Source organism: Calothrix rhizosoleniae SC01, from assembly GCF_900185595.1.
In the GTDB taxonomy this organism is placed as follows: Bacteria; Cyanobacteriota; Cyanobacteriia; order Cyanobacteriales; family Nostocaceae; genus Calothrix_A; species Calothrix_A rhizosoleniae.
In genome coordinates this window covers 1-21495 of sequence record NZ_FYBH01000129.1, presented here as the reverse complement: position 1 = coordinate 21495, position 21495 = coordinate 1, and the positions used below count along the sequence as shown (strand labels likewise).

20 protein-coding genes and 1 pseudogene are annotated in these 21495 nt (G+C 39.7%); 12 read left to right on the top strand and 9 right to left on the bottom strand.

What is annotated here, in order from left to right:
• Positions 1 to 31 precede the first annotated feature (31 nt).
• Positions 32 to 2278, top strand: coding sequence for an amino acid permease (locus CALSC_RS07675; RefSeq protein ID WP_088240785.1), 2247 nt, complete (start codon positions 32 to 34; stop codon positions 2276 to 2278).
• Positions 2279 to 2495: 217 nt separating this feature from the next.
• Complete coding sequence (locus tag CALSC_RS07670; RefSeq protein ID WP_088240784.1) at positions 2496 to 3542, top strand: J domain-containing protein; 1047 nt, start codon at positions 2496 to 2498, stop codon at positions 3540 to 3542.
• 206 nt (positions 3543 to 3748) lie between these two features.
• Here the strand turns inward: CALSC_RS07670 and CALSC_RS07665 are convergent, their stop codons facing one another.
• The 3 genes from CALSC_RS07665 to CALSC_RS07655 all read right to left on the bottom strand — a co-directional run bounded on the left by CALSC_RS07665 (position 3749) and on the right by CALSC_RS07655 (position 7072).
• The gene (locus CALSC_RS07665) at positions 3749 to 4504 is read right to left on the bottom strand and encodes a YebC/PmpR family DNA-binding transcriptional regulator (RefSeq protein WP_088240783.1); all 756 of its coding nucleotides are present in this window, start codon (positions 4502 to 4504) and stop codon (positions 3749 to 3751) included.
• Positions 4505 to 5087: 583 nt separating this feature from the next.
• Positions 5088 to 5519 carry a DUF4363 domain-containing protein gene (locus tag CALSC_RS07660; protein WP_088240782.1) on the bottom strand — a complete coding sequence of 144 codons (432 nt, stop codon included), beginning with the start codon at positions 5517 to 5519 and terminating at the stop codon, positions 5088 to 5090.
• Between the two features lie 386 nt (positions 5520 to 5905).
• A complete protein-coding gene (locus CALSC_RS07655; RefSeq protein ID WP_088240781.1) occupies positions 5906 to 7072 on the bottom strand; it encodes a cysteine desulfurase family protein in 1167 nt (388 codons plus the stop codon).
• A gap of 139 nt (positions 7073 to 7211) precedes the next feature.
• Here CALSC_RS07655 and CALSC_RS07650 point away from each other — a divergent pair, with 139 nt between their 5' ends.
• Entirely contained in the window at positions 7212 to 8228 is a 1017-nt protein-coding gene (locus tag CALSC_RS07650; protein ID WP_088240780.1) for a sulfate/molybdate ABC transporter ATP-binding protein, read from the top strand.
• Positions 8229 to 8364: 136 nt separating this feature from the next.
• On the opposite strand, the gene CALSC_RS07645 is transcribed toward CALSC_RS07650, so the two are convergent.
• Both CALSC_RS07645 and CALSC_RS27335 read right to left on the bottom strand, forming a co-directional pair.
• Entirely contained in the window at positions 8365 to 9582 is a 1218-nt protein-coding gene (locus CALSC_RS07645) for an FIST signal transduction protein (protein ID WP_088240779.1), read from the bottom strand.
• A gap of 279 nt (positions 9583 to 9861) precedes the next feature.
• Complete coding sequence (locus CALSC_RS27335; protein WP_235006718.1) at positions 9862 to 10026, bottom strand: hypothetical protein; 165 nt, start codon at positions 10024 to 10026, stop codon at positions 9862 to 9864.
• 65 nt (positions 10027 to 10091) lie between these two features.
• Here CALSC_RS27335 and CALSC_RS26330 point away from each other — a divergent pair, with 65 nt between their 5' ends.
• The 9 genes from CALSC_RS26330 to CALSC_RS07600 all read left to right on the top strand — a co-directional run bounded on the left by CALSC_RS26330 (position 10092) and on the right by CALSC_RS07600 (position 17515).
• Positions 10092 to 10400, top strand: a complete 309-nt coding sequence (locus CALSC_RS26330; protein ID WP_159460581.1) for a hypothetical protein — start codon at positions 10092 to 10094, stop codon at positions 10398 to 10400.
• A 14-nt stretch (positions 10401 to 10414) separates the two neighbouring features.
• Complete coding sequence (locus CALSC_RS07635; protein ID WP_088240778.1) at positions 10415 to 10636, top strand: Calvin cycle protein CP12; 222 nt, start codon at positions 10415 to 10417, stop codon at positions 10634 to 10636.
• 323 nt (positions 10637 to 10959) lie between these two features.
• Positions 10960 to 11553: a DUF3177 family protein gene (locus CALSC_RS07630; protein WP_088240777.1), complete on the top strand. Its 594-nt coding sequence runs from the start codon at positions 10960 to 10962 to the stop codon at positions 11551 to 11553.
• A gap of 97 nt (positions 11554 to 11650) precedes the next feature.
• Positions 11651 to 11950 carry a DUF7734 family protein gene (locus tag CALSC_RS07625; protein ID WP_088240776.1) on the top strand — a complete coding sequence of 100 codons (300 nt, stop codon included), beginning with the start codon at positions 11651 to 11653 and terminating at the stop codon, positions 11948 to 11950.
• Positions 11951 to 12145: 195 nt separating this feature from the next.
• Positions 12146 to 13306 carry a cobalt-precorrin-5B (C(1))-methyltransferase CbiD gene (gene cbiD, locus CALSC_RS07620; RefSeq protein WP_088240775.1) on the top strand — a complete coding sequence of 387 codons (1161 nt, stop codon included), beginning with the start codon at positions 12146 to 12148 and terminating at the stop codon, positions 13304 to 13306.
• A 235-nt stretch (positions 13307 to 13541) separates the two neighbouring features.
• Positions 13542 to 15167 (top strand): glutamine-hydrolyzing GMP synthase, encoded by a 1626-nt coding sequence (gene guaA, locus CALSC_RS07615; protein ID WP_088240774.1) that lies wholly within the window; start codon positions 13542 to 13544, stop codon positions 15165 to 15167.
• A 778-nt stretch (positions 15168 to 15945) separates the two neighbouring features.
• Complete coding sequence (locus CALSC_RS07610; RefSeq protein ID WP_088240773.1) at positions 15946 to 16089, top strand: chlorophyll a/b-binding protein; 144 nt, start codon at positions 15946 to 15948, stop codon at positions 16087 to 16089.
• Positions 16090 to 16233: 144 nt separating this feature from the next.
• Complete coding sequence (locus CALSC_RS07605; RefSeq protein ID WP_088240772.1) at positions 16234 to 17130, top strand: alpha/beta fold hydrolase; 897 nt, start codon at positions 16234 to 16236, stop codon at positions 17128 to 17130.
• A gap of 97 nt (positions 17131 to 17227) precedes the next feature.
• Complete coding sequence (locus CALSC_RS07600) at positions 17228 to 17515, top strand: hypothetical protein (RefSeq protein ID WP_088240771.1); 288 nt, start codon at positions 17228 to 17230, stop codon at positions 17513 to 17515.
• A 1331-nt stretch (positions 17516 to 18846) separates the two neighbouring features.
• On the opposite strand, the gene CALSC_RS07590 is transcribed toward CALSC_RS07600, so the two are convergent.
• From CALSC_RS07590 to CALSC_RS07570, 4 genes and pseudogenes are all read right to left on the bottom strand, one after another.
• Complete coding sequence (locus CALSC_RS07590) at positions 18847 to 19080, bottom strand: hypothetical protein (protein WP_143288185.1); 234 nt, start codon at positions 19078 to 19080, stop codon at positions 18847 to 18849.
• A gap of 185 nt (positions 19081 to 19265) precedes the next feature.
• Positions 19266 to 19391: pseudogene (locus CALSC_RS25805) on the bottom strand (SAM-dependent methyltransferase); the annotation flags it as partial.
• A 74-nt stretch (positions 19392 to 19465) separates the two neighbouring features.
• Positions 19466 to 20563 (bottom strand): HupE/UreJ family protein, encoded by a 1098-nt coding sequence (locus CALSC_RS07575; protein ID WP_088240767.1) that lies wholly within the window; start codon positions 20561 to 20563, stop codon positions 19466 to 19468.
• A 43-nt stretch (positions 20564 to 20606) separates the two neighbouring features.
• On the bottom strand, positions 20607 to 21495 hold an 889-nt coding region (locus CALSC_RS07570), incomplete at its 5' end, for a tetratricopeptide repeat protein (protein WP_143288184.1).

The window sequence follows — 21495 nt, the reverse complement described above, 5'->3', positions numbered from 1 at the left end:
CTTAGTTCTCAAAGAGTTCAGATTTACAACAATGAAGTTCCCATACAAACAGGATGTGCAATCAGATGCAAGTCCTAATAGCTCAAAATCAACTGAAGCCAAATCTTCTGGCTTAGGTACATTTGGTGGAGTTTATACACCCTCAATTTTGACTATTTTGGGGGTGATTATGTATTTGCGGTTTGGTTGGGTAGTGGGCAATGTGGGGTTAGTGGGTACTTTTATTATTGTTACCCTGGCTACATCTATTACCTTATTGACTGCTTTATCAGTTTGTGCAATTGCGACTGATAGGGTAGTGCGGGTAGGTGGCGCTTACTACATGATTAGCCGTTGTTTGGGAATTGAAGTTGGGGGAGCAGTAGGAATCTCTCTTTACTTTGCCCAAGCATTGTCAATTGCCCTATACACCATTGGTTTTGCTGAAAGTATAGTCCAAACCTTCGGACAACTGAATCAAACCTATGTGGCTTTATTTGTAACTATTTCAGTGGCGGTTTTAGCCTTAACTTCAGCCCAGATTGCAGTTAAAGCCCAATATCTAATTATGGGGGCTATTGTTCTGTCCCTTATATGCCTGTTTTTTGGCCCTAGCATACCAAATATTACACCACAAGGATGGAATATACCCACACCAACCAATGGACAATCTTTCTGGGCAGTTTTCGCCGTATTTTTCCCGGCCGTTACTGGTATTATGTCTGGGGTGAGCATGTCCGGAGATTTGCGAGATCCCAGCCGTTCTATTCCTACTGGAACTTTGGCTGCGGTGGGTACGGGATACCTAGTTTATATGGGTTTGCCTTTAATTATTGCCATGCGTGCGGATACGGCAACTTTATTGAGTGAACCCTTAGTCATGAAAATGATGTCCCTCTGGCAACCGGCAATTTTATTGGGTGTATGGGGAGCGACTTTATCCAGTGCTTTAGGTAGTATTTTAGCTGCACCCCGAGTCTTGCAAGCCTTGGCAAGAGATGGAATTTTTCCCCCTTGGATGTCCTTTTTGGGAAGAGGTAGCGGTGAAAACGATGAACCACGTATAGGGACTTGGGTAACTCTCAGCGTGGCAATAGCAGCCGTCTGTATTGGTGATTTAAACTTAATTGCCCCAGTACTGACCATGTTTTTCCTCACCACATACTTAGTTTTAAACCTTTCTGCGAGTATTGAAGGATTCCTCCAAAGTCCCTCATTTAGACCAAGTTTCAAGGTGCATTGGGTTTTGTCTCTATTGGGGGGAATTGGTTGTTTGTGGGTAATGCTACTCATTAACCCAGTGGCGACAATGGTTGCGGGTGCCATTGTCTTAGCAATCTATTTTTGGATCCAGCAACGGGAACTAACCACCACTTGGGGAGATGTGCGTCGGGGAATTTGGATGGCATTACTCAGGGAAGGTATTTATCAAATTGATCGGGTGGAGGATACTAAAAATTGGAGACCAAATGTGCTGGTATTTTCCGGTTCCCCTAGTAAACGTTGGTCTTTAATTCAACTAGCCAATGCTTTAACCCATCAACGAGGTTTGATCACAGTCTCCAGCGTTTTACCTAGCGGTTCACGGGATTTGGCACAACAAACACATTTGGAAAATACTATTAGCGAGAATCTCAAAAAGCAACAGGTACAAGCATTAGTGCGTGTTGTGACTGCATCCGACCCCTTTGAAGGGATGCTACAGCTGGTGGAAGCCTATGGATTAGGTGCAGTTGTACCGAACACCATCTTATTGGGAGACAGTGAAGATACAAATAGGCGTGATAATTATTGCAATATGATTGCCCAACTCCACTATGCCAATCGTAGCGTGATCATTTTGCGGGAAAATCCTCAACGAGGCTTTGGAAATTACCGGCGTATAGATGTGTGGTGGGGGGGAATGAAAGCTAATGGTAGTTTAATGCTGTTACTTGCTTATTTGTTGCACTCTACTATTGAATGGCGGGATGCCCAAATATATCTTAAATTAGTTGTTCCTAATGAAGCAGGAGCAAAAGATGCCAAAGCCAACTTAAATGCGATGTTAGCTCAGTTACGTATCTCGGCTGTACCATCGGTGATAGTTGCTGACGAACGTCCCTTTGAAGACATTTTACATGAGTCATCTCAGTCGGCAGATGTGATTTTCCTGGGAATGGCAACTCCTAATGAGCACAATTTCACGGAATATTACGAACAAATGCACGCACGTACTGCGAATCTTCCCACTACTATTTATGTGATGGCGGCAGCTGATTTCGCTTTTGGTGAAGTATTAAGTGAGGGAAGTTCTTGAAGATGGGGACTGAGATACCCCATGCATAAATGCAGGGAGTATCTCAGCTCTCAATCGACTGCAACGTTGCATCATGGCTTTGATAAAAATCCCAGAAATTATTTATGCTGTTGTTAAGCCCTCCCCATGCAAGCATAATTTATAAATCAGCAAACCGGCAGAAAGTAGTAATGTGAAGTGAGATATTAGAATTGAACTTAATTATTAACTTAATCTTATGCCTTTAAATACCTCATCTTCTTCCCTAGCTCTCTCATCTCTCCACATCCGCATAGAGGCTCAAGAGAAAGAACATCAGTGGTTATTGAAGCAAATAAAAAGAAAACAGACAGAGCTGAATAACTTTGTCGAGCAAATGCGTTCCGTGGCTACGGATATATTTGAGAGGGGTAGTCCCATATTTAACAAAGTGGCAGCCCTTGACCAAGAAATACATGCCCTATTTGGTGAAATTTTCAGTACCAGAAAGTTTGGCAAACAAACTAAGAAAGATATTGAAGCAATTTATCGCCAACTACAGATGACAGGGGTTATCACTCCCAAACAACATCAGATTGATGAAGATGCAGAACTAGATGAATTATTTGAAGAAAGGGAACAGGAAGGAAATTTTGTACGCGATGCTCAACAACGTGACCACGAATATCAATCAGAGCTAGAAGATGTGGAAGGAAGTTGTGAGAACAAAGGTAGAAGCGAATCAGCCAGACAAGTCCGCCAGACATTTCTCAGGCTAGCTGAAATCTTTCATCCAGATAAGGTAACAGACAGCGAAACTCAGGTTCATCATACAGAATTGATGAAAGAAATTAATCAAGCTTACCAAGAAGGGGATTTGGCTAGATTATTAGAAATTGAGCGCCAACATCAAGCAGGGGAAGGGATTGATTATCATAATGAAGATGATTTAACTCGCAAATCTAATCGTTTAGAACAGGAAAACGAATTCCTGAAAACTCAGTATGAAAATTTGAAGCGAGAACTTAGGCTAGTCAAAAGAACTCCAGAAGGAGCTATGATTTCTGACTATCGCAAAGCCGTAAAAGTAGGTATCGATCCCATTGCTCAAATGTTGGCACAGGTGGAAGGAGAGGTGCAGGTGATTTCCTCTATTCGGGATTTCGTCAAGGACTTTCGAGAAAAGAAGATTACCATTAAGGAATTTATTCAAGGTCCTGAAGCCATGCGTCAGATAGGTAGAGAAGCAGTGGAAGATTTATTAGAAGAAATGCTGGCTGATTTTGAGGAGTTTATCATGTTTTGAATTATTCCGGCGACAGTTTTATTTTCTTACAGTATACAAGTCATTTCAGTTATCAGTTACCCCATCGATAAATCGAGGAGCTTGAATAAGGAAAATACTTTTTCCCTTTCCACGGATAAATCCGGGGGCTTGTATCCTTTTCTTTTTTGGTCATAACTATTATGATTATGGGGAAGTCTCTATTAACTGAATCAAGATTAACTGAATCAAGTCATACTTGCAGTAATTAACTCCTCAGACATTTCAAAATTAGTCGTGACATTTTGCACATCATCTAAACCCTCCAAACTATCAATTAATTTCAGCAATAATCGCGCTTGGTCTAAATCGGTGACTTCCACATTATTACTAGGAATCCAACGCAGCTCCGCATCATTCACTTCAAAACCTTGAGCTTTGAGAGTTTGATTGAGGGTTTCTAAATCTGCAATGCTAGTAAATACTTCTGCTGTTTGTTCCTCAGTCATTTCGTAAGATTCAGCACTTCCTTCTAAGGAAGCTTCTAGTAATTGCTCTTCATCCATAACATTATCTACCAAACACACCCCTTTATGTTCAAACATCCAACCCACACAACCTGTTTCTCCTAAATTTCCACCATTCTTGCTAAAAGCAGCACGTAAGTCCGCAGCAGTCCGATTACGATTATCTGTGAGGGCTTCAATTAACACAGCCACACCCCCAGGACCATAACCCTCGTAGCGAATTTCCTCTAAACTCGCTCCATCTGTAAATGTACCTGCACCTTTAGCGATCGCTCGTTCAATATTATCATTAGGAATACCAGCAGCTTTGGCTTTATCAATTGCCGTACGAAGTTGAAAATTCCCCGCGGGATCAGGAATACCGTTTCTGGCAGCAACAATAATTGCCCGAGATAGTTGGGTGAATGTTTTACCCTTTTTGGCATCCACTACTGCTTTCTGGCGTTTAATATTTGCCCATTTACTATGTCCTGCCATAGCCCAAATTAATCAAACCTTTCAAAAATACAATATTAGTTCACCCCCCTAACCACTGCAAGTATCTCCAGAATTTTTATATATAGCCCTAGACGCAAGTAATAAGTAATAACTAACAAGTGAGTCATTGCAGTGGACGAGTTTCCCGGCATAAAGGAGGCAGTGCGTTGGGCGGGTTCCTCGACTTGTAGCAACTGCCGTCAACTGGCGCAACCTGGAGGGGTTTCCCGGCATAACCGAAGGAGTAATAAGTTTAATAATCATAGGTTTGATGCTCCAACAATGTCCGCACCCTATTGTGTAGTGCTATAAACATCAAAATAAAAAATAGCTGGTGAAAATAACAAATGTATTGTAGTACAAAAAAATCGAGTTCTGCTCAACAAAACTCGATTTACTAAGAAAGATTATTCACACAAAATGACTACTTTGTTGAATCTATTCTCCTCAGCATATTACTATTTCATGACTAGTAGTACTGCGCAAAAATCAACAGCTATAAATCAAAATTCATGTGCTTTCTAGCTTTGATATTTGATAAATAATCTGCCGTTTGCCACTCAGTTCTACTAGTTCATACTAATTAAGATTTAGGAAGTGCAGCGATTGCTTTACCTAAAGATTCCAATGCTTTGAGAGCCTTACCTTGATCTGGCTTAGATGAATTGAGTACTCCATTCACTTCCTTAGCATTCTTCTCAATTGCATCGTAGGTTTTAGCTGATTTAGCCTTAATACCATCCCCTAAGGTTTTCCAAGTGTTCTGAAAGGCTTTAAATTCTGTCTGAGCTGTTTTAAAATCTCCAGCTTTGATAGCTGTCTGGGTTTTAGTTATGGCACCAACTAAACCTGAAACTCCTTCTCCTGCAACTTTTTTAACAGCACTCTTTGCAAGATTAGCCGCAGGGCTAGCAGCATTTTCTACTTGCTTGGTAGCTTTTTCTGCTTGGCTACATCCAACTAAGGCAAAAAAGCTCACAGGAACGAGAATTAGCAACTTATGAAAATGTTTCATCAATAACACTCCTCAAATCAAAAAAATTTGTTCTTATGCTGTTGTTAAATGTATTTTTACAGCACAGAGAAAACATTACAGCATAAAAATAAATTCAGCAAGTCTTCTGGAATAAGGACTTGTAAATTATATTTTTATTCTATCAAAAATAATCTCAATTGATTGTAAAAAAATGTTGATTGATCAAGCTACTAACCTAGTTAATTAAAGATGACTATGATTGATTTTATATTCATAATATAGTTTATCAAAAATTTATAATTAAATCATTACATCAACAGTCATAATTTACTGAGAAAAAATGGCATTAATCTGGCAAGCTATTAGGCAATTTGTGTGTCGCATTGAAAGGGTTATTACTTATTACTTATTACTTGCGCGTAGCGCTAGATCAAGCTCCTTTGCTTGCGTAAACTATGAACAGTAGAAACAAAATATGCTGCTACTTGGTCAATTTCCTCGTCATTATTGAATCTACCTATACCAAACCTTACGGATGCGTACGCTAAATTCTCAGGTTGTCCTAAAGCCATCAGAACATGGGAGGGTGAAGTTTTGGTAGAAGAACAAGCTGAACCGGAAGAGATAGCTATTACAGGTTGTAACCCTAACAATAATGCTGCACCATCCACTCCATCTACACTAATATTCAAATTCCCCGATACTCGTAGATTTGGATGTCCGTTGAGATGAATCCCCTCTAACTGAGAAAGTTGCATCCATAATTTTTCTCGTAGTTGAGAAAGCCTGTGGTTTTCTGTATCTTGTTCTGCGATCGCAATCTCTACTGCCTTGCCAAACCCTACAATTTGTGGTGTAGCCAAAGTGCCCGAACGCATTCCTCGTTCATGACCACCTCCATGTTGTTGGGGTGCTAACTGCACTCTGGGGTTACGCCGACGCACATATAATGCACCAATTCCCTTGGGACCATATACTTTATGGGCAGTTAGGGAGATTAAATCAATTTGCATCTCTTGCACATCTAAGGGTATTTTCCCAATTCCTTGGGCCGCATCTGTATGAAAAAATACATTTCGTGCCCGGCAAATCGCACTAATCTCTGCTAATGGTTGCAATACACCAATTTCGTTGTTCACCGCCATGACCGATACTAATACCGTATCATCACGTATAGCCTTTTCCAGCTGATTCAAATCGATAATCCCATCCCCTTGTACTGGGAGAATGGTAATTTCAAATCCTAGGGATTGTAAATATTTACAAGGGTCAAGCACAGCATTATGTTCTGTAGCCAAAGTAATGATATGTTGCCCTTTTTGGAAATAAGCTTCTGCAACCCCTTTAATTGCTAGATTATTGGCTTCCGTCGCTCCACTGGTAAAGACAATTTCTTCGGGGGTAGCGTTAATGGCTGCTGCTATGATTTCTCTTGCCTGTTTGACTGCGGCTTCCCCTTCCCATCCATAAACGTGATTAATGCTGGAGGGATTGCCAAAATGTTCCATAAAATAGGGTAACATTGCTGTCATTACCCGTCTATCAACAGGTGTAGTAGCGTGACAGTCAAGGTAGATGGGACGGACAGACATAATTACTGACTAATTAATTTTGACCAGTTTATCTCCATAATATAGAATTTAGAGGCTTACATCCTGGGATTTCCCTTTCTGATTTAAAATACACTAATCCGATCAAAAAACCGTAGATTAGTTGCAGGGGTTTTAAGCAGTGGGCATCATAGTCGAAAACGTATCCAAGCAATTTGGTAGTTTCCAAGCTGTCAACCGGGTAAATTTAGAAATTAAAAGCGGCTCTTTAGTGGCATTATTGGGACCCTCTGGTTCGGGAAAATCCACACTGCTGCGACTAATTTCGGGATTGGAAACGCCAGATGCAGGTAAAATTTGGCTCACAGGCAAAGATGCAACTAATCAAAGCGTACAACAGAGGAATATAGGCTTTGTATTTCAGCACTATGCCTTATTCAAACACATGACAGTGAAGCAGAATATTGCTTTTGGCTTAGAAATTCGCAAAGCAGCAAAAAATAAAATTAAATCTCGGGTAGGGGAGTTACTCGATCTAGTCCAATTAAGTGGATTAGGCGATCGCTTTCCATCCCAATTATCCGGTGGACAAAGGCAGAGGGTAGCATTAGCCAGGGCGTTAGCTGTAGAGCCTGAAGTATTACTTTTAGATGAACCCTTTGGCGCATTGGATGCCAAAGTTCGCAAAGATTTACGTGCTTGGTTACGCCATCTCCATGATGAAGTTCACGTAACCACCGTGTTTGTCACCCATGATCAAGAAGAAGCGATGGAAGTATCCGATGAAATCGTGGTCATGAATAAAGGGAACGTGGAACAAATTGGCACTCCAGCAGAAATTTACGATCATCCCGCCACTGCATTTGTCATGAGTTTTATTGGTCCAGTGAATGTACTACCCAGTAACTCTCGTATATTTCAGGAGCATGGGTTTGATTCTGCTCACCCAGAAATGTTTCTCCGTCCCCAGGATGTGATTGTGGATACTATTCCCAATGGAAAAACAGTACCAGCTAGGGTAAATCGTTTAATTCATTTGGGTTGGGAAATTCAGGTGGAGTTAAGCTTAGATGATGGGCAAGTGGTAACAGCACATTTAAGTAGGGAACGGTTTGATAAGTTGAATTTAGAACCAGAACAACGGGTATATGTCAAGCCCAAGGATGCTAAATCTTTCCCATTATATTATTCTATTTGACCAGAAGAAGCAGGGGGAGTGTGGGGAGTGTGGGGAGTGATGGAGTGATGGAGTGATGGGAAGATGAGTATAAATTACTCTGCTTCCCTCTTCCCCTCCTTCCCTCTTCCCACACTCCCCTGCTCCCTGCTCCCCTCTATCCCTCCTTCTCCATTGCCCGACAAATGGCAAATACAGAGGTGTAACCATGAAGGAAGGTATTGCCACCAACAGGGCCAATTTCACCACCGCAGAAGAAGCCACCCAAGGGGATGTTATGGAAGTAGCGTTGAAATAAATCGGAGTCAAAATTAGGTTTACCATATAATCCTTCTCCCCTGCCCAAACAAGAGAACATCAAAGCACCAACAACTGAACCATTAGTTCCTTGCTGTATTTTGTGCTTTTGTAGGAGTAATTCTAAGTCACTAGCAGAAGCAGCAGCATCTCGGAGGTGGAATTGCAGCCTTTGTCCGGGACGGACTCGATCACCAATAGCGATCGCTCCTGCGCGGGGATCTACACCGATAATTTGGCGAATGAGAAAATCTCCCTGGTATAATTCTTGCTTAAATTCATCCATTGCCAAACCTACAAATAAGGAATTTTGGGCTAGGGTTCTTTCCTCTTCACTGAGATCAGCAATCAAGTCCTTTAAAGCTACCAATGGAACTTGCTCATCTAACTCCAGAATAATATTGCGATCGCCCTTGGTCACTTGGTACGGCTGACCAATAGGTCTACATCCCTGTGCCACAATAGTTTCTAGCACGATATTGCCACTCAAAGCGATGCCAACAGTTCCTTCACCATACAAGCGATCGTTATAAAATAGAGCAACTCTACCACCCATACCACCACTAGCTTGTCCACCCACAGTTACAGAACCAGGGTAGGCAAAATCTAATCCCTGTAATAAATCATTGATCCCAGATGATACATAGCTAGATAACAAAATAAATTGGGGTGCTGGTGATGGAGGTACACCAATTAAATTTACCCAAGCATTGGGAGGTCCATCTAAATCTGGCAAATTCTCCTCAACAACATGAAAAGGTTGAATATTTACCCCTGGTAAATGGGCTAAAGTCAAACTTAGGGAAGGTTCCGTCTCAAATTCTTGAGCCTTTCCATCTTCAGTGGTGCCAATAATACCCCCTCCACTACAACCAATTAATACTGGTACAGATAACTTTTCAGCCAATAAAGGTAGTAAGCGAGAATATTCACTCATAAAAGCAGAAGAAATAAAAACAAGCCCTAAATTTGCAGGCATTTCTAAGGAGGATGTCGCTTTTTCCACTACATCTGCAATAGCTGCTTCCAAGGAGGGACGGGTTGATAGGGCATTTGTCCAATGCATCTGCTCTTCCATGAGTTGTACGCTCTTTACTTTCGTTAAGACCAATATTTGCTGCTGATTTACTTGGGGAGAAAATTACTCATCCTTTCGGATTAAAGTCATGGTGGGATGCCAATGGTCTCCTTTTGTGACATACTCCTACACTAATGCAAGCATACAGTGTAGGCTTCTCAGTGACTCCCGATATCCCGTCGGATATTAACTGAGCTTTTTTTAGACTGTACGAGATGCCCTTCCGCACAGTTGAACAATACAAAATGTAAAATGTTCATCCTTTGTACTGTCAGAGTTTTACCTACCCACAGAAAGTAACACAAAGTGTTTATTACTGGGTAGAACCCCATACTCTGAGTTGTCAAGGTTCAGCAAGAGATGACCAGCATTTTCGGCTTTGCCATCTAGTATTATCGTAATGGAAATATTGGAGAAACGTCCAAAGCAAACAGGAACAACCAAAACAGATATTATTCGTGAATATATTAGGAGTTTAGATGTTCTTTCCTCGTTGACCAATAACAGTGATGAAGCTACGCTTAATTTCCCTACTTGGTCAATTCGTCACGGGAGAACAATTCACCTCCAAATCCTTTTTACGTATAGGTGAGAGGCTTCTTGCTGTTTTAGCTAAAATATCCGCTTACTATGATGTAGAATACAAAATCTTAAAAAATCAAAACGACTATAGTAGTAACACTATTATTTGCTGTATTGGTTGTATAGCATTGAGTAAAAATACTAACTATAATAGTAAATTAGCTAAAATAGTTAGTGACACTAGGAAAAATACCATTTCCCGCACTTTTTCTATACTAGTCATAACAACAACTTAACAACACTCAAAACTATGTCTGATATCCAAGAAAAAATCGAAAAAGAATTAGAAGAAGCCCGTCAAGTCTGTGACACATCAGGAAGCACCTCTGGTGAATGTGCTGCCGCTTGGGATGCAGTGGAAGAGCTACAAGCAGAAGCTTCCCACCAAAAACAGGAAAAACCCAAAACTTCCTTAGAAAAATATTGTGACGACAATCCCGAAGCTGACGAATGTCGAGTTTATGATGACTAGAGTCGCCAGAAGCTAGTTTTTATCAAAATACCCAATTTAGCAGAAGTAATATACCAACATATTGCTACAGGCAAGGACTTGACTACCTTGTATCCGCATACTTGAGAATAATAGTCAAATTTCCGGAGCTATATTACGTAGTGATTGTTAAGTCACCCAGAAGATTTTTTTATTTGCTTCGTTTTTTGGGAAATTTTACTTAGATCCCCGACTTTTTCCAAAAATCGGGGATCTAAATTTTGTAATTTTTCAGTTAAAGTAATCGTTGCCAGCTAATGTAAGTTAAAATTTCTGGACTTGATTTATCCAATTTTACAAAGATTATGAACAATGAAGTGTGGTTTCGTCCATTAATCTGGATGGATTATCGGTTAGCAGTTTTGTTTACAGTAGTTCTTCCTCTCTTTCTGCTGCTGTGGGCATTTGTGCAAAGAGCAGAAGCCATACAACGGCTGTTAATTATTTACTGGCGTGTGTCAAGTTTGTTGGTCATCACCCTTTATTTGATGATTGGTGGCTTTGGTGTCAGTTTTTTGTCTAGTGTGATGGCTCGAATCTTAATTCCCATTGGATTATGGTTCTGGATAGATATAAATGATGAAATTGAATACTATCCCAATGGTTTGTTAAAGTTAATTTTTACATCTTGGCGTTGGGCAGTTAGTGCTTATTGTCTTTTAGGTGCGATCGCATTTTTACCTTTTTTAGGTTGTGCTTTCTCTGAAGGTGGTATCCAATCACCCTCTTGTCGGGTGTGGTTAGAAGCTCCATTAATGTTTAAGGAATATTTTCATCCCAATATAGATAAGCCTGGGGTTTTGGGTACTATTGGCATTATTGGTTTAGTTGTTTATGTACTGTACTTAAGTTACTTTGTGCTATTCAAATTAGGTAAGAAGGGACGCTCCGCCATATGATGAGAACAGAGGGAGCTGGGGAAGACAAGGAGGAGAAGGGGGAAAGAATTTATGTTAAATCTAGAAGTTGGATAATTTATTTCGGGAATTTTCCTTAATGAATAATTCTATTGGTAAGCGATTAGAGGTATATACCAGCAAGCGTCCTCAGGAAGTATTGCTGGTAACTGTAGATGTAGCTGGTGAGTCAGACCAAATTACCATATTTAAAGGCTTTTCCAGTTCCTTAATGCGCCCCACTGCATTCGACCCTGATATTCCTATAATCCCTAATGATGCAAAAATTATTTGTATCGATCGCGTCGCCAGCCCTTACAATCCACAAGCACCCCGCTATATTCAACAATCCCTTACCTGGGAAGATATGCAAGCTTTACTAACTGATGTAGGAGTCTAACTCAACAAGGATAATAACGCGATGTGCAACAAATGTTATTTGTTCCACCCTGGCAAAAAATGGCGATCGCAATATCTCAATTAAGCATAGGTTGGGACTTTTATCTTTGGAGAGTTGCAGTTGCACATCGCGTGATAATAGGGACAAGCGATAAAATCCAAAATCAACAAAAATCCATCCAAAATCCAAAATTCCATGCCTCGTTCTGGATATACCCTGCCTGTATTTGCTACTGCTGCTAGTATGGCGGCTCTCCATTGGTTACGCTATTCTCAACCAATCACCGTAGCCCCAGTGGATTTAATTACACCTGCAAAGTTAGTAGAAATACATATTGAACAAGTGGCTGGACTTGGTGAAAATATGGCTTTAGCTATTACCCGCAGCGATCCAGGGGACAATCTTGACTTGACTAGAGATACTCCAATCTGGGCATTGGTTGAGTGGCGAGGGAGAGTAGAGGGAGTGGGAGAGTGGGAGAGCAAGGGAGCAGAGTCAGCAGAGGAAGACAATATCATCATATTGGGGGGAGAAGGTGTTGGGCAGCAGGTAGAACGGGAAAATCAAGCTGCTATTTATAGCTATGCTCAAAGGCTGTTGCGGTCAAATTTACAGCCGATGTTAGCACCGTCAGAAAAAATTACGGTGACAATTATTCTCCCCAGTGGGCGTTCCTTGGCTACTCGTACCTCTAATTCGGCTTTTGGGGTGGTTGATGGTCTGTCTTTGTTGGGAACTACGGGGATTTCCCAACCTTTGAGCGCACCGGGACAATTAGATAGCTTGCGAGAACAACTACAGGCAAAAGCCACAAATTTTGATTGTTTGGTCTTCTGTTTAGGAGAAAATGGTCTAGACCTAGCTCGAACAATGGGGATTGATCCTGAGCAACTAATCAAAACAGCTAATTGGATTGGTCCAATGTTGATAGAAGCTGCTGTCAGGGGTGTCAAAGAAATTTTATTATTTGGCTATCACGGTAAACTGATGAAGTTGGCAGGGGGGATTTTTCATACCCACCATCATCTTGCAGATGGAAGAAGGGAAGTTTTGACAGCTCAATGTGCGATCGCAGGTTTGAATACACCCCATATACAAGCTATATTTGCCTGTCAGACAGCAGAAGCAGCTTTACAATACTTGAGGAAATTAGATGAAAATACCGGCAGAAATTGGGTGAAACGTGTTTATAGCGCCATTGTTCAACAAATAGATTTACGAGTAGAGGAATATATGAAGAGCCACATTGACCCTGGGGTAAGGATTCCCGTCTGTGGGTCAATTATTTTTGGGCGAGATCGTCAAATTATTGTAAAAAGCCAAACTGCCTGTTCCCTAATCGCAAAATTATGCTAACTTAATATGAATAATCATAAAAAATCCCAATCAATACGATTACTTATAGCCTCCAAGTAACAAGTAGGTTTTTATTTTTAATACCATCTGTGAATACGTTGATTGAGCAAACATAGTTGTAATTATGTTTGTATAACTGACCTATAGCCACAATTTTGACTCAATCGTTACACAGTTAATTGGTATTAACTAACCCTAGCGAAGTTTGACCACACGTAAAATCAATCTCCCCACCATGAACACAGCGGTGACTCTACCAACAACCCAACAAACACCCCAAGCAGAGCAAAATTTAGGGCAAATTAACCGCCCTATGATTGCCATTCTTGATTTTGGCTCTCAGTATTCCGAACTGATTGCCCGACGGATTCGAGAGACTCAAGTTTATTCTGAAGTCCTTTCCTATCGCACCACAGCAGCACAACTGCGTCAACTAAACCCCAAAGGAATTATTCTTTCTGGTGGCCCCAATTCAGTATATGATAATCGCGCTCCCCATTGCGATCCAGAAATTTGGCATTTGGGAATCCCCATTTTAGGTGTTTGCTACGGTATGCAGTTGATGGTAAATCAACTCGGAGGGGAAGTAGCTAGATCAGACCGGGGAGAATATGGTAAAGCGGCATTATTTATAGATGATCCCACCGACTTATTTACCAATGTAGACGATGGTTCAACTATGTGGATGAGTCACGGCGACTCAGTAAAACAAATGCCACCAGGATTTGAATTACTGGCACATACAGATAATACCCCCTGTGCAGCTATCGCCAATCATCAAAAAAAATTATATGGCGTGCAGTTCCACCCAGAGGTAGTTCATTCTATTGGTGGTCTGCCATTAATTCGCAATTTTGTTTATCATATCTGCAAATGCGAACCAACTTGGACAACTTCTGCGTTTGTGGAAGAATCAATTCGGGAAATTCGCGCCAAGGTGGGCAATAAGCGTGTCTTATTAGCACTCTCCGGGGGAGTCGATTCTTCCACCCTAGCCTTCCTGCTACATAAAGCAATTGGCGACCAATTAACCTGTGTATTTATTGACCAAGGCTTTATGCGGAAATATGAACCAGAAAGATTGGTGAAACTATTCCAAGAGCAGTTTCATATTTCTGTAGAGTATGTCAATGCTCGGGATAGCTTCCTCAAAGCTTTAGCTGGAGTCACTGATCCAGAAGAGAAGCGACGGATTATTGGTCATGAATTTATTCATACCTTTGAGGAAGCTTCCAAAAAATTCGGACCCTTTGATTATTTAGCTCAAGGAACATTGTATCCAGATGTGATTGAATCGGCGGACACCAATGTCGATCCTCAAACTGGCGAACGGGTAGCGGTGAAAATCAAGAGTCACCACAATGTAGGTGGTTTACCTAAAGACTTACGATTCAAACTCGTGGAACCCCTACGTAAATTATTCAAGGATGAGGTGCGTAAAGTCGGACGTTCTATTGGTTTACCAGAAGAAATTGTTAATCGTCATCCTTTCCCTGGTCCTGGTTTAGCTATTCGTGTCATTGGTGAAGTTACTGCCGAGCGGTTGAATATTTTGCGCGATGCTGATTTAATTGTACGTCAAGAAATTAACCAACGCGGGCTATACCATGATTATTGGCAAGCATTCGCCGTTTTATTACCAATTCGCAGTGTGGGAGTCATGGGGGATCAGCGCACCTATGCTTATCCTGTGGTTCTACGCATTGTTACCAGTGAAGATGGCATGACTGCTGATTGGGCGAGGGTTCCTTATGATGTTCTAGAGGTAATGTCTAACCGCATTGTGAATGAGGTAAAAGGAGTTAATCGAGTGGCATTTGATATTACTTCCAAGCCACCTGGAACTATTGAGTGGGAGTAATTGCTGTTAATAGTTCAGGACTTATACCATTTTGAAAAAAGAATGGGACACATAGGTAGGGGCACGGCATCCACAATCTTTTGGTATGTAAAATGATCTTACTGTTGCCATGCACCTACGAAAAGTGTATGTGTCGCAAACATTATTTGAATTGGTATTACCTGTTTATTTCACAACTGTCTGTTACAAAAGCAGACAGTTTTTATGTATTTATGTAAATTTTCCTCAGAATACTCTAGTATTGCAAGCAAGTTGTAGGTAAGGTACACCTTGGCTCTTATAGCCCTAAGTAGGGCTTGCTGTTCGCGGAGCGTGCCGTTAGGCATAAAAGTCTTTTGGTGGGGATAGGGAGTAGGGAGTAGTTCCAACCTCTTTATTTCTATTCTTTTTGCCATCAAAAATAACAGATGCAAGGATTTTAAACCTAAAATCCTAATTTCTTTGCACGCCCTTCCCCAATCAAATAGCCTCAAAGCATTGATAAATCAATATTTTTCAGTGATTCAGCAGGCCCTACGTAATTAGGTTAGCCCTGAGCGGAGTCAAATTGTTAGGGCATTGTTGAAGCACCAAACCTTGTATCTTAGCCTTTTCGTTGATTTCAGATTATATGGATGAAGAAGCGAACTGACAAGTCAGCGCTTGCGCTATCGCGACTAAGTGTAAAAAATGTAGCAACCACTATAGGAAAAAATTAAGTATGAGAAAATAAGGACATTTTTGATATAAATGTTTACAATATAAATTGTAATATTTATTTACATTGGATATTATAGTCATGGAAAATCAGCAATCTAAACTTGGTTTTACGAAGTTCGCTGAAACCTGGAATGGTCGTTTAGCCATGTTGGGTTTTGTAATTGCCATAGCAACTGAGGTGCTTACAGGTGAGAGTGTTTTGGCTCAATTGGGCTTGATGTAGTTATTCACTCAATTCTCTAGGAATTGATATAAAAATTTTGATTGAGTTCATGGGTTTTCATATAATTCTCACTCAACTTTTTAGTATTAGCAATCTTTAAGTCTGACTAATTACTAGACAAAAATTATTGGATTACTAACATTTATGTTGCAACCACCTGGTTTTGGTCAAAATTCCATTACCACGAGTTTGGGAGAGATGGTCTATTACACAGCTGAAAGCTCCCCTTGGCTGATAAAAGGTGATGAAAATGATTCAGCAAAGACCCTAGTTTTCCTACACGGCTTTGGAGGAGGTTCTTCTGCTTATGAATGGTCTCAAATCTATCCAGCTTTTGCCAGTGAGTATCGTATTTTGGCTCCAGATTTGATTGGTTGGGGTCGTTCCTCCCATCCTGTTCGTAATTATCAGATTGATGACTACTTGTCTACTATTACAGAGTTTCTAGAGAAAACCTGTAACGAACCGACAACTGTTATTGCCTCATCTTTAACAGCTGCCTTGGTAATTCGAGTAGCAATTGCTCATCCCGAGTTATTCTCATCCTTAATCCTGATCACACCTGCTGGGCTTTCGGATTTTGGTAAAAACTATACCCGGAGCTTTTTTGCCCAACTGGTTAGTACCCCTATTTTAGATAACCTAATTTATGGGGTTGGTGTAGCTAACGAATTAGCCATTCGTGGCTTTTTGGAACAACGTCAATTTGCCCGTCCAGAGCGAATATATCCAGAGATAGTGGAAGCTTATCTGAAAGGGGCTCAACGAGCAAATGCAGAATATAGCGCCCTCTCTTTTGTTAGAGGAGATTTATGTTTTGATCTATCAGATTACATTACCCAACTAACAATACCCACAGCTATGCTTTGGGGTCGCCAATCTAAATTTACCGGGCCTGAAATTGGGCATCGTTTAGCACAAATGAACCCTGAAGTAATCAAGGCTTTCCAAGTTATAGAGGATGTTGGTCTTACTCCTCAACTAGAACTCCCTGCTGTCACCATTGGCTTAATTCGTAAGTTTTTGAAGTTGTTGGGATGAATTTGATGGCCAAAACTATGTTTTGAATTTAGCCGTTAAGACTATCAAATTTAATAAGTTAATTGATTATAAAATTTGAAAATTCACCGGATTTATTATGGCAACAAATGAGCGCAATCGACGTATTCTGGAACATTTGCAAAAAACAAGTAACATTAAAATCAAGCGCCCTTCTCCAAGTTTAAAATCTCCTGAAGTAAAACCATTACCAGCACCTCCTCCACCTCCTCCTACTCCAATCTCTGTACCCACAAAACCGGAGAGCCGGAAAAACCAGGTTATGCAACATTTAACTCGCAGTGGAGCTAATTTCGATCTGTCCTCTGCCAGTCTAGAAAAGCGCAAGCAAAAAATTAAGGAGCATATTGAAAAAAGTAGCAGCTAAAGTATAGGGTATACAAATTTGCTTAAAGCATTAATAATTAGGCTGGGCTAAATTAATCAACCCAGCCACATTGTTTTATTGGCATAGACTTTGTCTAATAATTTTTCTATCAGAATTGATAAAGTAGCAAGATTGTCCCTATCAACACGGACAGTAATGCTAGCTTCGATCTACTAACAGATACATTCATTTTCATCTTACCTTTTCGCATTGCTCCATAAATGTGCAACGCCCCCATCATGAAAAATAGCGTCGCCCAACCATCATGAAAGACAGTTTTAGATTGTTGAATAGAGCCAGAGTGGAGTTGCTGAGTAGCCATTTTGATAATTTTTTCCAGAATTAAATTAATTTACTGTGATGCTTGATATTAGTCTCACTTTACTTAAAAAATGTTTGGCATCTTTATGTTTTTGGAAACCAAAATATATCTAGGAAACTAAAGTTATGAGGTTACTAAACGCTTCCGTAACTTGTGATAAAGCTTGATTCTTCAACATGAATTCACTATAATCAGCCAAGTTGTCTAACCCTATTACGTTCAATAGTATTTCAGCTGTTAACCAAACAGAAGTTTTAAGAAATAGCTTTTGCCACTGTACTTTCATAATTATTTCCTATTAGGTGCAGATATAAACAAAAAAATATCAACATCTATATATTCGAGTTTATATAGGCGATGAACATTAATAGAATACTGCTGTTATTAGCTTCGTAAATTATAAAATATTATTACTTTTTCTGACAATGCATTGACTAATCGCTTTAAGTGGTAATTTCCCTAATTGACTATAAAATCTATCATTAACAGCAACATAATAACACCGAAAAATTCGATAGCTAAAAATACTAATACTAACGAGCTTGATATCTATACACCTCCAATTAATAAAGATTTATTAGAAAGTATAGATAAGTTTCAATTGGCTATTTCTTAGTTTCAGGCAGGAGATGATTTATATTACTTAACTCCATCCTCAAAAACACCAATTAATCATAATTTTAGCATTTCTCAAAAATTTAAAGAAAAGTTATTAGTTAACAAGACTCTATAATCTAATAAAGAAGAAATTTTAAAGGTTAAAAAAACAGACTATTTGGATGAATATAAATGGGCATTCAAATATAGAAATAAAACTATTGAGGCAAAAATAAATGACTTAGAATGGTTAAATTAATTTAAACAAAGGAAAGTAACAATCTATCCAGGTGATGATGTAAAAGCTAGACTAAAAGTTATAGCAAAGTATGATTCGATGGGAAAGGAAATTTGTATTCATTATAGTATTGAAAAAGTTATTGAAATTATGCCTATCACGTTGTCAATTGTATTAGTTTTGTTGATTCTCCATTTTTTCAAGTCTTGCCTTAGCCCAAGCCATAGCAGGTTTATTTTTTTCTATTTGCTCTTCAGTATTTTTTCCTAAGTGAGTTAAGTATGTTGAAAATTTATGTTGATTAATGTTTTTTACACGTTGTAATAGAGATTGTGTTGTAGCTTGTAATTGTGATGTTGACTTGGATTCTCTCATATCTATTGCTCTCTTTACCGCTTTTGGTATCAAGACAAAAAACTCCTTATATTTTATATGAATCTATCCCACTAATAAGATTTTATGAATCCAGATGTGGATGGTAGCCAGGTCAATTAAGGAGTTAAAATAAATACTTTGACGTTTCCATCTGACTACAAGACGACGATATTTACGTTGATACCAAGCGAAACAGCGTTCTTGCTGGAATCTGCGGATTCTAATGGGCAAAGTGTTATGGCATCTTTGGCAAAAGCAGTATTAATTTCCGTAAAATCCATCCCATCATAAGCAATGGTTTCTTCCATACTGTCCATTACTTCTGGTTCTAATATTCTTTCCATTGGCAAGCTCATTTACGCATTTGCATATTTTCCGATCTTTCTAGCAAAGTTAAATATGCATTCGACTTGTAAATTTAAAACACTCCCCAAGCTCGTTGTAGGAACCAAAACAACCCAGTTGCTGCTATACACGCAGATACTAAACGACGAAAAGTTAGTTCCCAAGGGTATTTACGTAAAGTTTGCAATAAGACAAAGGTAATAGAAACAATGATAATTTGTCCTAGTTCTACCCCAATATTAAAACTTACCAGTGATAAATCCAAAGAAGATGGAGTCAGACTAATTTTCTGGAAAACACCAGCAAAACCAAGTCCGTGAATTAGTCCAAAGGTGAGGGTCAGTAACCAACGCCAACGTAAACCCTTGCGCCAAAAATTTTCCACTGCAACGTAAACAATTGTTAAGGCGATCGCACTCTCAACAAAGCTGACTGGCAAACTAACAATATTGAGTACTGCTAAGGATAGGGTAACGGAGTGGGAAATTGTAAAGGCTGTGATTACCTTTAATAAGTAACCTAGTCCTCCCCCCATCATTAATAAGCTGATTAAAAATAAAATGTGGTCGTAACCTGTGAGAATGTGTTCTATTCCCAATAATACAAAGCTGCTTATTTGTTGATGTATGGGAGTATTAATTAAATTAAATTCTCGTTGTTCTGGTGTAAAGACTAAATTTTGAGTTTTTTCCCCTTGAATCACCGTAGCTAAACAACGAGCTGTAGATATATTTGGTGCAAATAAATCGTAATTAATTTTAAGTCCTATAACTGGCTGGAACCAAGTATAAGTTAATTCCAAGCTGGTATGAGTATTAGTTTTAGTTTGGATATTTGGCGGTAAGTTTTTGGATGATGCAACAGTTAGCACTCCTTTTTGCCCAATATTATCTGTGAGACTAACTTTGTCACCTAAAAACTGTTCGAGTTCTGTTTTATGGATTGCAGTTTCTGCATGGGAAAGTTGTCCATCCCGATTGTCATCGCCAAAAGCTACTAAGCTAGTGGGTAGAGTCAGTGTAATTACAGTTTGTTTCTGATCTATAATAATTTCTGCAACTGATAAATCTGCCCAATGTGCAAGGGTTGGAGTACTAAAGCCAATTGATAGTAGTAGTGATAAGCAGAAGAAAATGATACTCAGCCGATGTTTACGCCACTTAGTTTTCATAATTTAATCCAAAATAGACAACGGATAACAGATGATCTGTCTTTCAAAATTTCAAATTCTCTAATCCCATTCCCAAAGCCAGTCGTGCTTGTTGATTAAATGTGGGATCGATTTGTTGAGATAATTTTTTATAAGTTAAAGCTTGCTGCTTATTTCCTAAGGCTTTAGCGATCGCAGCTGCGCGGTAAAATATAGCAGCATCTTGTGTACCTAGTTGTAAGGCCGATTGGATAGCTTGTTGGGCTTCTCTAATGCGTCCAGAGTTATATAATGCCCAAGCAAGGGTGTCTAAAGTTTGAGCATCCCGACGAATCCTGATTTCTGCTTGCATTAAGGATAAAGCTTCAGCAGTATCTTTCGGATTGTTTTTTTCTAATAACAACCAGGCTAACTCTCGCCGATGTCCAAAGGAGCCTTCACCATGTCCCGTGGCATTTTCTTGTCTGAGTAAATCTTCGGCTTTGATTAATAATTTTACTGCTTGTTGTTGTTCCCCTTGTAGTTGTTTGAGTTTGGCTTTACCCCGATAAACAGTATGATCGTAAGTTGTAGATGATTTCTGGGAGTTGGGTAAGACTTGGGCATAAAGCTTCTCTGCTGCTTGATAATTTCCTTGTCTGGTTTGCAGTTGGGCCAGATGGAGTAGAGCTAAGGGATATCTAGGTATAATTACCAGGGCTTCTTTGTATAAATTTTTGGCTAGTTCTAGTTGCCCATGCTTATAGTAAAATTGACCGAGTAATACCCGTGTATATGCAGAACTGCCAGTTTCTCCAGCCTCTTCCGCAGCTAGGGCAAATTTAAAAGTATCAATTGCTGCTTGCTCTTGTCCTTGTGCTGACAACACCAAGGCTTGTAAAGTTAAATTACTTTGGGTGGGAAGTTTGCTGACAAGGTTATCAGCATAAGCTTTTGCCTCTTGTAGTTTACCT